Consider the following 12,817-nt stretch of genomic DNA (forward strand, 5'->3'; position numbering starts at 1 on the left):
CCGGGACGGACGGTGCGGGTGTGTCGAGTATCCTCCACGACCGCGCGCCGGACAAATACGCCACCGACGTTCACAGCTTGCGCAGGAGCACGCTCTCGACGGCGTGATCCGCGCCCTTACGCAGCACGAGGTCGGCGCGGTGACGGGTGGGCAGCACGTTCTCCCGCAGGTTCGGCAGGTTCACGCCGTGCCAGAATCCCGCAGCCTTCTCCACCGCCTCGGCATCGCTCAGGTCGGCGTAGGTACGGAAGTAAGAGGCCGGGTCGCGGAACGCCGCCTCGCGCAGCGCGAGGAACCGCTCGGTGTACCACCGCTCGATGTCGGATGCCGCGGCATCCACATAGATGGAAAAGTCGAAGAACTCGGCCACGGATACGTCGTTGGGGCGCGGCGGCGGCTGGAGCACGTTCAGACCCTCGACGATCAGCACGTCGGGGCGCCGAACGGTCACCACCTCGCCGGGCACGATGTCGTAGATGCGGTGAGAGTAGACCGGCGCCCGCACCTCGCTCGCGCCGCTCTTCACGGCCGCGACGAACTCGACGAGGGCGCGGCGGTCGTACGACTCCGGGAAGCCCTTGCGACGCATGAGACCCCGGCGCTCGAGCTCCGCGTTCGGGAGCAGGAAGCCGTCGGTGGTGACGAGCTGCACGCGCGGGGTGTCGGCCCAGCGGGCGACCAGCTCTCGCAGCAGCCGCGCGATGGTCGACTTGCCGACGGCGACCGACCCGGCGATCGCGATGATGAACGGCGTCGTGGTGTCGGGTTCGTCGAGGAACGTCGCGGTGGAGGCGCCGAGCGACTGCGCCCCCGCGGCGTAGAGACTGAGAAGGCGGCTGAGCGGCAGGTACACGTCCGCGACCTCGCCCAGGTCGAGTCGGTCGCCGAGCCCCCGCACGTGCTCGATCTCCTCCGCCGTCAGCGGCTGGGGCATGTCGGCGGCGAGGCGCGCCCATTCGGCGCGGGTGATCTCGCGATACGTCGAGGGGATCGGCTCGCTCACGCCGTCGGCTCGGCCTCGTCGCGTCCGACCAGCAGATCCCCTGCGGCGTCGAGCACGGCGTCGGCCACCTCGCGCTTGCTCCCCGAGACCTGCGCGACCACGCGGCCGGTGCGATCGAGCACGGTCGCGGCGTTCTCGTCGGCGCCGAACCCCCGCCCGCCGCCGACGGCGTTGGCGACGAGAAGATCGGCGGGCGTGCGCGCGACCTTCGCGCGGGCGAGCGCGACGAGCTCGTCGGCGTCCCGTGCCGTCTCCGCGGCGAAGCCGACGACGATACGGCCGGGCACGGGGTGGGCGACGAGCTCGGCGAGCACATCGGGAGTGCGAACGAGGGCGAGTTCGAGCGTCTCGCCGAGCTCGTCCTTCTTGAGCTTGCGCTCCCGGGGCTCGGCGGGGGCGAAGTCGGCGACGGCGGCCGCCATCACGACGACGGACGCCGACCCCGCGAGCTCCTGTACCCGCGCCGCCAGCTCGGCGGCGGTCTCGACGTCGACGCGCGTGACACCCGCTGCGGCGACGTCGGCGGCGGGCGCGGCATCCATGTTCGCGGCGATGACGGTGACCTCGGCTCCGCGGGCGGCGGCGGCGAGCGCGAACGCCGCGCCCTGCTTGCCGCTCGAGCGGTTGCCGAGGAAGCGGACGGGGTCGATGGGCTCCCGCGTCCCGCCGGCGGTGATCAGCACGCGCCGACCCTCGAGGTCGCGCGGGACGGCGGTGCGGGCCGCGGATGCCGCGACGAGCGTCGCCTGGACGATCTCGTCCGGCTCACTCATGCGCCCCGGCCCGATGTCGGCTCCCGTGAGTCGGCCGGACCCCGGCCCGACGATCGTCGTGCCGCGCTCCCGCAGCGTCGCGATGTTCGCGGTCGTGGCGGGGTGCTGCCACATCTCGGTGTGCATCGCGGGGGCGACCACGAGCGGCGCCCGACTTGCCAGCACCGTCGTGCCGAGGAGATCGTCGGCGATCCCCGCCGCGAGCTTCGCGATCGTGTTCGCCGTGGCGGGGGCGATGACCACGACATCCGCCTGCTGCCCCAGTGCGACGTGGCGCACGGCCGCGACGTCGTCGAAGATCGAGGTGTTCAGGGGGTTGCGGCTGATGGCCTCCCACGTCGGGGCACCCACGAACCGCAGCGCGGAATCGGTGGCGATCACCCGCACCTCGTGGCCGAGGAGCACGAGGTCCCGCACGATCTGCACGGTCTTGTACGCGGCGATGCCGCCCGTGACACCTACGACGATGTTGAGCGGCCGATCCATGATGAGCCCACTGTATCGGGGCGGGCGGCGCCGACGCCCCTGCGAGCCGGCTCGGTGGAGCCGACCGAGCGGCTCACCCCCGCAGGGATCCGAAGAGGTGGAGGTCGAGGTCCTCGCTCAGCAGCTCGCTCGCGATGCGGCCGCGCACGCTGGTGCCCTGGTCATCGAGCGGCGGGCTCACGACCGCCGCCCCGAGAACGCCGGGAGCCGACAGCACGATCGCCCCGGACACGCTCGACTTCGCGGGGATGCCCACGCGCCTCATCCAGCGTCCAGAGCCGTCGTAGACACCGCACGTCGCCATCACCGCGACGACATCGCGCGCGACCCGAGACGGCACCACGTGGTGGCCGGTGACGGGGTTGACGCCCCCCAGCGCGAGGGTCGCTCCCATCACGGCCAGCGCCTCGGCGTCGACGAGCACGGCGCAGGCGCGCGCATACACCTCCACCGCTTCATCTGCGCCGAGGGCGAGCGTGCCCTCCGAGCGCATGAGGTGGGCGAGCGCGTGGTTTCGATCGCCGAGTAGGTGCTCGTTCCGGGCGACGTCCTCGTCGACCTCGAGGGCTCGCCCGGCGAAGGCGGACAGACCCCGCAGGATCCGCTCATTACGTCCTTCGGCGTTCCCGCCGTCGACCAGCGCGGCCGTCAGAAGGGCCCCCGCATTGACCATCGGGTTGGGCGGGCGGCCCGTTCCGCTTTCGAGCTTGATGGCGTCGAAGGCCTCGCCGGTCGGCTCGATGCCCACGCGCTCGAGTGCGTCGCCGTCCGTGTCGACCAGTGCGAGGGCGAACAGGAACGGCTTCACGGCCGACTGGATGCTGAAGGCGACGTCGGCATCGCCGCTTCCGCGAATCGAGCCGTCGGCCTGCGCGAGCGCGACACCGAAGAAGTCGGGATCGGCACCCGCCAGCTGCGGGATGCTGTCGTCGACTTCGCCGCCACCCTCGCGGCGCACCCTCTCTTCGAGCGCGTCCAGGTCGTAGGTGTGGTGATCGGGAGCGGGAACCTTCGCCATGCCTCCAGCCTGGCACGGGCGCCCTCGTGCAAGCGGTGGCGCTCATCGAACGCGAGGCACGCGGGAACCGCCCCGAGTAGGCGCGGCGACCACCGGCCAGGCGGTGAGCTCGGGGCGGGTCCGCGCAACGCCTAGGTTGGAGGCATGGCAGAGCGCCCCGCCGACGACCCGAACGATCGCATGACGACCGAGCTCGGTCTGCGCATCAGTGCGTTGCGCAAGAAGAAGGGGCTCACCCTCGTCGCCCTCGCCGGACGAACCGGACTCTCGCAACCGTTCCTGAGCCAGATCGAACGAGGACGCGCCCGCCCCAGCATGCCCTCGCTCCATCGCCTCGCATCGGCCCTGGACACCACGACACCGGCGCTCCTCTCGGGCGGCGATCCGGGCACGAGCGCCGCCGCCGAGATCGACACGTCCACCGTCAGCCTGGTCCGCGCCGATCAGGGCTCGATGGCCGTGCAGTCCAACGGGCAGGCGAAGTCGCTCGTCGCCGGCGAGCGCACGATGTATCCCCTCGAGTTCGTCACGAGCGTCTCGGAATTCGAGGACTACTACCAGCATCCCGGTGCCGAGTTCATCTACGTCATCTCCGGGCACCTCGAGGTCGACCTCGACGCCGAGGGCGTCCACCGCATCGGCCCCGGCGACACCCTCTATTTCGCCGGAGGCGTGCGCCACCGGTGGCGCGTCGTCGGCGTCTGGCCCGCACGGCTGCTCGTGACACAGGCGGGGCCTGACGCACAGTCACGAAATATTGCAGAGCCGCATATTTAATCACACGCTCCAGCCTTCACACATCGGCAATTGCGGGGTAACAGGCGCGAAACATCCCTGGCAGATATTGATCTAGTCAATATTTAGCTCGGGAGGAACGATGTCCGGCGCCACACTGGAGTTCGACGATGTCGGCATGCGGTTCCCGAACGGGACCGTCGCGCTCGACCACGTCGATCTCACGATCAGCCCCGGCGAGTTCGTCGCGCTCCTGGGCCCGTCGGGATGCGGGAAGTCCACGCTCCTCCGCCTAGCATCGGGACTCGACAGCGCGTCCTCCGGTCGCACGGTCGTCGGCACCCAGAACGTCGGATACGTCTTCCAGGACGCGACGCTCCTCCCGTGGCTCACGGTGGCACGCAACGTCGCCCTCTTCGGCGAACTCGAGCGGCTTCCCCGCGCCGAGATCGAGCGGCGCGTCTCCACCTCCCTCGAGCTCGTCGGGCTCGCGTCCTTCGCGGAGCACCTCCCGCACCAGCTATCGGGAGGCATGCGCATGCGCGCGTCGCTCGCGCGCTCGCTCGTGAACAACCCCTCGCTCTTCCTCTTCGACGAGCCCTTCGGAGCGCTCGACGAGTTCACCCGGGAGAAGCTCAACGACGATGTCCGCTCCCTGTGGCGCGAGGAGCGGTTCACGGGCGTCTTCGTCACCCACTCGATCGCCGAAGCCGTCTACATGGCCACGCGGGTCGTGGTGATGGGCGCCGCGCCCGGCCGGATCATCGGCGAGTTCGCCGTTCCCTTCGGCGACCACCGCGACGAGCACACGCGGTACTCGCCCGAGTTCGCCCGCCTCTCCTCCGACATCTCCGACCTGCTGAAGGGGGCGATGGCATGACGCGCCGCACCTGGATCTCCATCCTCATGCCGGTCGGTTTCGCCGCAGCCGTCCTGGCGCTCTGGTACATCACGAGCGCTTTCCTCCTCACCCCCTCCAAGCGGTTCATCCTCCCGATGCCGCACGAGATCGTCGTCGTGGCGTTCCTCGATCCCGAGAACCTGCTCGACCTGCTCCGCCAGCTCGGCACCTCCGCGCTCGTCGCGATGTCGGGTCTCGCGATCGCGGCGGCCATCGGCATCCTGACCGCCGTCCTGATGAGTCAGTCGAAATGGGTCGAGACGACGCTCTACCCCTACGCGGTCGCCCTTCAGAGCGTGCCGATCCTCGCACTGGTGCCCCTCATCGCGTTCGCGCTCGGCTACGGCTTCGGCAGCCGCATCCTGGTCGTCATCCTCATCTCGATCTTCCCGATCATCACGAACACCCTGTTCGGTCTGCACTCCGCCAGCCCTCAGATGAAAGACCTCTTCCGGCTGAAGAAGGCCAGTCGCTGGACGGTCATGACGCGACTGCAGTTCCCCGCTGCGCTGCCCGCGCTCTTCACCGGCCTGCGGATCTCGGCGGGCATGGCGGTGGTCGGCGCAATCGTCGCCGACTTCTTCTTCCGCAAGGGCGAGTCGGGGATCGGGCTCGCGATCGACACGTACCGCAACCTCCTCAACGGCGAGATGCTCTACGGCGCCATCATCCTCGCCTCGCTGCTCGGGCTCGCCGCCTTCTGGCTGTTCGGGCTCCTCTCCCGCCTCGTCGTGGGCAAGTGGTACCAGCCCGACCGCCGATGACCTCCTCCTACACCGCCCCGCCCGAATCACCCGACACCTGGAGCACACCATGAACAGATCACGCCCCCTCCTCGCGGCCCTCGGAGCCGGCATCGCCGTCACACTCGGCCTCGCCGGCTGCGCCGGATCGGAGACGACCGCCGAGAACGCCGTGGCAGCCGGCGGCGAGGGCGCGCTGAGCGCCTGCCCCGCCACGGTCGTCCTGCAGACCAACTGGTTCCCCGAGCCCGAGCACTCCGCCGCCTACGCCCTGATCGATCCGGCCGAGGCGACGACCGACCCCGATGCGGGGATCTACTCCGGTCCCGCGATCGCCGACCCCTCGATCACGATCGAGGTTCGCTCGGGCGGACCCTTCATCGGTTTCCAGCAGTCCACCGCGCTGCTGTACTCCGACGACTCGATCATGCTCGCGATGATCGACACCGACGAGTCGGTCAAGCTCTCGGCCGACCAGCCGACGAAGGCCGTGTACACGCCGCTGCAGGTCAACCCTCAGATCCTCCTGTGGGATCCGGAGCGCTACTCCTTCGACGAGATCTCGGACATCGGCGAGAGCGATGCGACGGTGCTGTACTTCCAGGGCGCGACCTACATGGACTACCTCATCGCCCAGGGCGACGTGCGCGCCGACCAGGTCGATGGCTCCTTCGACGGATCGGTCACGCGCCTCGTCGCCGACGAGCCCGTCGTCATGCAGGGCTACATCACGCAGGAGCCGTACCGCCTGAAGGTGGACTTCCCCGACTACGGTCGCGATGTCGACTCCTTCCTCATCGCCGACTCCGGGTACGACATCTACCCGGCCGCGTGGTCGGGCAAGCCCGAGGTCGTCGAAGCTCAGTCGGACTGCCTCGCCCAGCTGGTGCCCGCCATGCAGCAGGCGCAGATCGACTACATGGACGACCCCGAGCCGGTCAACCAGGCGATCTCCGACTATCTCGTCGAGATCGACCAGTTCTTCCAGGTCACGCCCGAGCTCGGCGCCGAGATCCACCGCGTCATGCAGGACGAGGGAATCGTCGCCGACGGCACCGATGGCGTGTTCGGCTCCTTCGACGCGGAGCGGATGGAGCGGATGACGGCCCTCTTGGCCGACATCTACGCCGACTCCGGTGTCGAGGTCGCCGAGGGCCTGACCGCCGAAGACATCTACACGAACGAGTTCCTCGACTCGAGCATCAGCTACGGCCGGTGATCACGCGGGGCGGGCAACGACGCGAGCCGCCGCCCGCCCCCTCGACCGACCCCTCACCACACGGAAAGCAGTACCCATGACCATCGCCTCCGTCACCGCCCACCCCCTCCGACTCGAGACCGACTACGCCGCGATGACGCTCTTCCTCGTGCGCGTCGAGACCGCCGACGGCGCCGTGGGCTGGGGCGAGAGCTGCGACAGCTTCGGCATCTCGTACCCCACCGTGCTCGCCCGTTTCGTGGAGGACGTCTGGGCGCCGGCCGTCACGGGACTGCCCGCCAGGGACGCTCTCGATGCGCTGCGGAAGACCCGCGGTGCCGTCGCCCGGACCCTGGGGTTCAGCCACTCCGCCGCCCAGTCCCTCAGCGCGGTGGATATCGCCCTGCGAGACGCGCTGGGGCGCAGCGAGGGGCGCTCGGTCTCCGCCGAGATCGGCCGCCGCACCGACACTCTGCGCGTCTACGCGGGCAACAGTCACTTCCTCGAGTCGCGCAGCGCAGACGCGCACGTCGAGCTGCTCGGTCCGCTGCTGGATCGGGGGGTGGACAGCGTGAAGATGAGAATCGGCCCCGATTGGCGCACGGCCATGCGCGTCCTCGGGGATCTGAGGCAGCTGCTCCCCCAGATCGACCTGATGGTCGACGGCAGCGAACTCTTCTCGGTCGCCGAGGCGATCGAGATGGCGCACCGACTCGCGGATCTGAACATCAGCTGGTTTGAGGAGCCCGTGCCGGCGACGCGCATGGGCGCGATCTCGCGCATCGCCGCGGCATCCCCCGTGCCTCTCGCCTATGGCGAGCACCTCTTCAGCTCCGAGCACATGCTCGACACCCTCGATGCGGCCGCGGTCTCGGTCATCCAGCCCGACGCCTCGATCTGCGGCGGCGTCGAGGACGCCCGACAGATGGCCCTGACGGCGCAGGGCCGCGGTGCCCGCGTCGTGATGCACCTCCACGGCAGCCCCGTGACCCTCGCAGCGAACGCCCTCGTCGCGGCGAGCGTCCCCGGCGTCGACCTGATCGAGTACCCCTTCCACCTCTCCCCCATGCTCGATCGAGTGGCGCCGGGCTGCGGATTCGATGTCGCGTCGATCGTCGACGGCCGGATCTCGGTGCCCCGGGGCCCCGGCCTCGGCCTGCAGCTCGATCTCGACGTGATCGAGGCGGGCCGACGAGCGTTCGCCGACGCGTGAGGATGATGAGATGACGTCGTCGCCCCAGAGGATCCTCGTCACCGGATGCCGCGGCAAGGTCGGTCGCGCCGCCGTGCTGGCACTGCGCGCCGCCGGCCACGACGTGCGGGGAACCGATCTCGGCCGCCCCGTCTACGACGTGGACGAGTCGGACCCGGTCCCTTACGTCCAGGCCGACCTGACGGATGCGGGTGACGCGTTCGCCGTGATCCGTGACGTCGACGTCGTCGTGCACACGGCGGGCATCCCGGAGCCGACGAAGAACGTCGCGCATGCCGTGTTCCTCACGAACGTGTCGTCGACGTTCAACGTCGTGGAGGCGGTGGCGGCCCGCGGCATCCCGCGGCTGATCAATCTGTCGAGCGACTCGGTATCGGGCATGACGTGGGCGCTCCGACCGTTCGTGGGCGCCTTCTGCCCCATCGACGAGACGCACCCCGACCTCGCGCACGACGCCTACGGCATGTCCAAGCGCGTGACGGAGATGCTGTGCGACGCGCTCGTCGCGCGCACCGACGCGACCGCGGTGTCGATACGCCCGACGTGGGTGCTCACCCCCGAGTCCTACGCATCGAACCTCCGGCCGTTCTTCGCCGATCCCGACCTTCCGAGCGCCGTGTTCTGGGCCTACATCGACGTGCGCGACCTGGCCGACCTGGTCGTCGCGTGCGTCGAGACCCCGACGCCAGGCCACGAGGTCGTGTACGCCGCGGCAGCCGACAACATCGGCGGCCGCGACCTGCTCGCCGAGGTCGAGCGCCTGCACCCCGAGGTGGAGAGACGCACGGTGTCACGGGCGGATGCCAGCGGCATCGACTCGTCGAAGGCGCACCGCCTCTTCGGCTGGGCCCCCACTCGGTCCTGGCGCGACCACCTCGACGAGCGCGGCGAACCGCTCCGCGGCTAGATCATCGGCATCGCGTTCGTCATGGGCCTCAAAAACTTCGTGTCCGCCTTCCTCAGCACCTATCCCGCTGTCCTGTTCGCCGCGACACAGCATTGACCCATCCCGGCATGGCGATGCTGGTCGCGGTGATGCGGACGCTGCTCACGCAGGCGATCGATCGCGAAGCCGAGGCTCGCGCCCTCCGCTCCGAGCTCGACGAGGTGATCTGATGCCGATCGTCGTGGACATCGACGTGATGCTCGCGCGCCGCAAGATGTCTGTCGGCACGCTCGCCGACCTCGTGGGGGTCACTCCCGCCAACCTCGCAGTCCTCAAGAACGGCCGCGCGCGAGCGGTGCGCTTCTCGACCCTCGACGCGCTGTGCGAAGCACTGGACTGCCAGCCGGGCGACCTCCTGCGGTGGGAGGCACCCGCGCCGGGCGGGATGTGATTCGCGAGGCTCACGCGAACGTGCGCGCCTCCTGCCGGAACGCCGCCCCGGGGTGGGTGTCCGGCAGGCGCGCCTGCCCCTCGCCGAAGAGGTGCTCCCGCAGCGTGCCGCCCGGCAGGTCGTCCTTGATCACGCCTCGCCGCCGCAACTCCGGCATCACCTTCTCGAAGAACAGGTCGTGCCCGCCGTCGGGATCGGGCTGCACCAGGAAGCCGTCGGCATCCGTCTCCTCGATGAGCGCGAGCGCCTGGTCGACCGCCTGCTCGACGGTGCCGAGGAACGGCTTGCCCATGACGCCGTTCGCACGGAACTCCTCCAGGATCTCGCGCACCGTGGGCGCGTCGGGCCCGAGGAATCGTTCCACGTTGGTGCGGCCGTTGTCGGTGTCCGCGGCGCTCGCCGGCATCGGCTTGTCGAGATCGAGCGAGAGCAGGTCGATGCCCGTGAAGTAGGCGTAGGTCGTCGCGGCGAACTCGAGGGAGATCTCGGCGATCTGCGCCTCGTGGGCCGCGATCGCCTCCTCCTCGGTGTCGGCGACGCGGAAGGTCCCCGCGATCAGGCACTTCACGGCGTCGCGCCCGCGCCCCTTCGCCTCGGATCGGCGGCGGATGTCGCCGATCTGCTCGGCGAGCGCCTTCGACTCGGCGGCGAGGAAGACGGCCTCGGCGTACGTCGCGGCGAGCTCGCGGCCCGCGCTCGACGCCCCGGCCTGGAACAGCGTCGGTGTCACCTGAGGCGAGGGGGGCGTCACGAGCACGCCCCGCGACGAGAAGAAGGGTCCGTCGTGCACGACCTCCCGCACCCGCTCGGGGTCGGCCCACACCGCGGTCGCCGCATCCCGCACGAAGGCGTCGTCGGCCCAGCACCCCTCCCAGAGCTTCAGCGAAAGCTGCACGTGGTCGTCCGCGAGCGCGTACCGGTCGTCGTGCGGCATGAGTGGTTCGCCGAAGAGCAGCGCGGAGCCCGCCTGCGCCGACCCCGTGACGATGTTCCAGCCGATGCGACCCTTCGAGAGGTGGTCGAGCGTGCGGTACTGGCGGGCGACGATGGGGGGCTTCTCCGCCATGGTCGAGACCGTCGTGACGAGTCCGAGCGTGGAGGTCGCGGCGGCGAGCGCCGACATGAGCATCTGCGAGTCGACGGTCGAGAACTGCACGTCGCGCTCGACCGCCGTCGGCACCACCGTCCCGCCCAGAGTGGGGTAGCCGTACGAATCGGCCAGGAAGAGGAAGTCGGCCCCCGCCGCCTCGCACTTCCGTGCCAGATCGATCCAGTAGTCGAGGTCGGTGAAGTTGGGCTCGTGCTCCCGCCCGGGGATCTTCCACGTGCCGCGGGCGCGCCCGTTCTGGAACATCCCGATCGCCAGCTTCTTGGTCATGCGAACACGCTCCGCTCCGAAAGGTCGCGTCGATACGCGGCACCGGGATGCTCGGGGGCCAGGTACGGCGACCCGCTTCCGGACAGCCGTTCGCGCAGGGTCATGGGGTGCCGGTCCGTCTCCACGAGGTCGCGTGCGCGCAGCTCCGGCATGACGAGGTCGAGGAAGCTGTCGAAGGTGCCCGTGTGGTCGGGCTGCACGAGGAAGCCGTCGGCATCCGTCGCCTCGATCGCCGCCTGCGCCTGATCGACGACCTGGCTCGCGTCACCGATGAACGGCGCCCCCATCACGCTGTTGCGCTGGAACTCCTCGAGGATCTCCCGCACGGTGGGAGCGTCCGGACCGAGGAACCGCTCGACGTTCGTGCGGCCCGTCTGCGTGAGGGCGGCGTCGACGTCCAAGGGCTTGTCGGGGTCCATCGCGGAGAGGTCGAGCCCCGTGAAGAAGGCATAGGATGCCGCGGCGTCATCGAGCGATCGCGTGCCGGTCGAGCGGTCGCGCAGGGCGCGGGCCTCGGCATCCGTCCCTGCGACGACGAAGGTGCCTGCGATCAGGCACCGGATCGACCGGGGATCCCGCCCGTACTCCTCGGCGCGCCGCCGGATGTCGGCGATCTGCGCCGCGAGCGCCGGCACCTCCGCGGCGAGGAAGACGGCCTCGGCGTAGCGCGCGGCCAGGTCGCGCCCGGGGGCGGAGGCCCCGGCCTGGAAGAGCATGGGGGTGCGCTGCGGGCCGGGCGGCACCGTGAGGATGCCGCGCGAGGAGAAGTGCGGCCCGTCGTGCGAGATCTCGCGCACGCGATCGGGGTCGGCGTAGACGCCCGCCTCCCGGTCGACGACGAGGCCGCCCTCGTCCCAGCATCCCTCCCAGAGCTTCAGCGACAGGTCGACGTGGTCGGCGGCGATCTCATACCGCTTGTCGTGTTCGGTCATGGGCAGCCCGAACAGGCGCGCGGAGGCGTTCTGCCCCGCTCCCGTGACGATGTTCCAGCCGATCCGGCCGTTCGTCATGTGGTCGAGCGTCGCCATCTTGCGCGCCACCATCGGCGGCTTCTCGACCGTCGTCGAGAGGGTCGTCACGAGCCCCAGGCGTTCGGTCACGGCCGCGAGAGCCGGGAGGATCATCGTCGGATCGGCCTTGGGGAACTGCACCCCGCCGCGCAGCGCCGTGGCGGGGATCCCCTCACCCACGACGGGGTAGCCGTAGTCGTCGGCGAAGAAGAGGAAGTCTACGCCGGCCTCCTCGCAGCGGCGGGCCATGGTGAGCCAGTGTCCCAGGTCGAGGAAGTCCGTCGCGGTGTTCTCGGGGAGCTTCCACGCCCCCATCAGGCCCGCGCACTGGAACATCCCGATCTTCCACGGAGCCGTCATCCGGCCACCCCCTGCACTGTAAGTGAACTGAACAGTTCAGACTGTACGAGGGGTTTGTTACGAGGGTGTCACCGCCGCGAGAAGCCTGGCGCACGTTCGAGGACGGGGCGGATGCCGAGGCGATACGCGTCGCGCAGCTGATCGGCCGGCACCCCCGACAGCAGGAGGAACTGCAGCCCGCGGAACAGGGCGATGATCTGCGTGGCGGCGGCCCGCGCGTCGCCCCCGTCGAAGCCCTCGGCGCGCAGCACGGCATCCACCTCCTCCACCCATTCACGACCCACGCGCTCGATGAAATCGCCCCACTCGTCGGGGTCGCGCATGGCGATGCCGAACCGCTGGAAGAACAGCCGCACGTAGGGGCGGCTCTCGGGGTCGGCGAGGTCGTCCCACGCCGCGATCAGACGCTCTTCGAGGTCGCCCGCGTCGCGGAGTCGGTCGAACATGTCGCGCAGGCGCGGAAACCGGTCGAACGCCACGAGCGCGGCCTCCCCGATCAGCTCCTGCTTCGAGCCGAAGTAGTACAGCAGCATCCGGTTGTTCGAGCCGATGGCCCGCGCGATCGCGCTGAGGCTGAGGTCGATGACGCCGTCGCGCAGGATCAGGTCGACGACGAGACCCAGCAGCCGCTGGCGCTCCGGTGTGCCGTCCACGACGCTCAT

General features: G+C 70.0%; 13 protein-coding genes. 7 read left to right on the top strand and 6 right to left on the bottom strand.

The annotated features are described in order from the left end of the window. Positions 1–70: 70 nt before the first annotated feature. From coaA to glsA, 3 genes are all read right to left on the bottom strand, one after another. Positions 71–1,003 carry a type I pantothenate kinase gene (gene coaA / locus RYJ27_RS11140; RefSeq protein ID WP_330170371.1) on the bottom strand — a complete coding sequence of 311 codons (933 nt, stop codon included), beginning with the start codon at positions 1,001–1,003 and terminating at the stop codon, positions 71–73. Further along, the gene (coaBC, locus tag RYJ27_RS11145; RefSeq protein WP_330170372.1) at positions 1,000–2,262 is read right to left on the bottom strand and encodes a bifunctional phosphopantothenoylcysteine decarboxylase/phosphopantothenate--cysteine ligase CoaBC; all 1,263 of its coding nucleotides are present in this window, start codon (positions 2,260–2,262) and stop codon (positions 1,000–1,002) included. The genes coaA and coaBC overlap by 4 nt, the downstream gene beginning before the upstream one ends. Before the next feature lie 73 nt (positions 2,263–2,335). Further along, positions 2,336–3,280, bottom strand: coding sequence for a glutaminase A (gene glsA / locus RYJ27_RS11150; RefSeq protein ID WP_330170373.1), 945 nt, complete (start codon positions 3,278–3,280; stop codon positions 2,336–2,338). A gap of 144 nt (positions 3,281–3,424) precedes the next feature. Between glsA and RYJ27_RS11155 the strand changes: the two genes are divergently transcribed. The 7 genes from RYJ27_RS11155 to RYJ27_RS11190 all read left to right on the top strand — a co-directional run bounded on the left by RYJ27_RS11155 (position 3,425) and on the right by RYJ27_RS11190 (position 9,407). Then, on the top strand, positions 3,425–4,057 hold the full coding sequence (locus RYJ27_RS11155) for a helix-turn-helix domain-containing protein (protein ID WP_330170374.1): 633 nt from the start codon (positions 3,425–3,427) through the stop codon (positions 4,055–4,057). A gap of 100 nt (positions 4,058–4,157) precedes the next feature. Then, on the top strand, positions 4,158–4,895 hold the full coding sequence (locus tag RYJ27_RS11160) for an ABC transporter ATP-binding protein (RefSeq protein ID WP_330170375.1): 738 nt from the start codon (positions 4,158–4,160) through the stop codon (positions 4,893–4,895). Beyond that, on the top strand, positions 4,892–5,680 hold the full coding sequence (locus RYJ27_RS11165) for an ABC transporter permease (RefSeq protein WP_330170376.1): 789 nt from the start codon (positions 4,892–4,894) through the stop codon (positions 5,678–5,680). The genes RYJ27_RS11160 and RYJ27_RS11165 overlap by 4 nt, the downstream gene beginning before the upstream one ends. A 49-nt stretch (positions 5,681–5,729) precedes the next feature. Next, positions 5,730–6,878 (top strand): hypothetical protein, encoded by a 1,149-nt coding sequence (locus RYJ27_RS11170; RefSeq protein ID WP_330170377.1) that lies wholly within the window; start codon positions 5,730–5,732, stop codon positions 6,876–6,878. A 76-nt stretch (positions 6,879–6,954) separates the two neighbouring features. Further along, positions 6,955–8,070: a mandelate racemase/muconate lactonizing enzyme family protein gene (locus RYJ27_RS11175; RefSeq protein ID WP_330170378.1), complete on the top strand. Its 1,116-nt coding sequence runs from the start codon at positions 6,955–6,957 to the stop codon at positions 8,068–8,070. Between the two features lie 10 nt (positions 8,071–8,080). Further along, positions 8,081–8,977: an NAD-dependent epimerase/dehydratase family protein gene (locus RYJ27_RS11180; protein WP_330170379.1), complete on the top strand. Its 897-nt coding sequence runs from the start codon at positions 8,081–8,083 to the stop codon at positions 8,975–8,977. Positions 8,978–9,185: 208 nt separating this feature from the next. Further along, positions 9,186–9,407 carry a helix-turn-helix domain-containing protein gene (locus tag RYJ27_RS11190; RefSeq protein WP_330170380.1) on the top strand — a complete coding sequence of 74 codons (222 nt, stop codon included), beginning with the start codon at positions 9,186–9,188 and terminating at the stop codon, positions 9,405–9,407. A gap of 10 nt (positions 9,408–9,417) precedes the next feature. Here the strand turns inward: RYJ27_RS11190 and RYJ27_RS11195 are convergent, their stop codons facing one another. The 3 genes from RYJ27_RS11195 to RYJ27_RS11205 all read right to left on the bottom strand — a co-directional run bounded on the left by RYJ27_RS11195 (position 9,418) and on the right by RYJ27_RS11205 (position 12,808). Next, the gene (locus tag RYJ27_RS11195; protein ID WP_330170381.1) at positions 9,418–10,785 is read right to left on the bottom strand and encodes an NtaA/DmoA family FMN-dependent monooxygenase; all 1,368 of its coding nucleotides are present in this window, start codon (positions 10,783–10,785) and stop codon (positions 9,418–9,420) included. Next, complete coding sequence (locus RYJ27_RS11200) at positions 10,782–12,155, bottom strand: NtaA/DmoA family FMN-dependent monooxygenase (RefSeq protein WP_330170382.1); 1,374 nt, start codon at positions 12,153–12,155, stop codon at positions 10,782–10,784. Before RYJ27_RS11200 ends, RYJ27_RS11195 begins: the two co-directional genes overlap by 4 nt. 68 nt (positions 12,156–12,223) lie before the next feature. Beyond that, positions 12,224–12,808 carry a TetR/AcrR family transcriptional regulator gene (locus RYJ27_RS11205; protein WP_330170383.1) on the bottom strand — a complete coding sequence of 195 codons (585 nt, stop codon included), beginning with the start codon at positions 12,806–12,808 and terminating at the stop codon, positions 12,224–12,226. Positions 12,809–12,817 lie beyond the last annotated feature (9 nt).

It is taken from the genome of Microbacterium limosum (assembly GCF_036324365.1).
GTDB lineage: Bacteria > Actinomycetota > Actinomycetes > Actinomycetales > Microbacteriaceae > Microbacterium > Microbacterium limosum.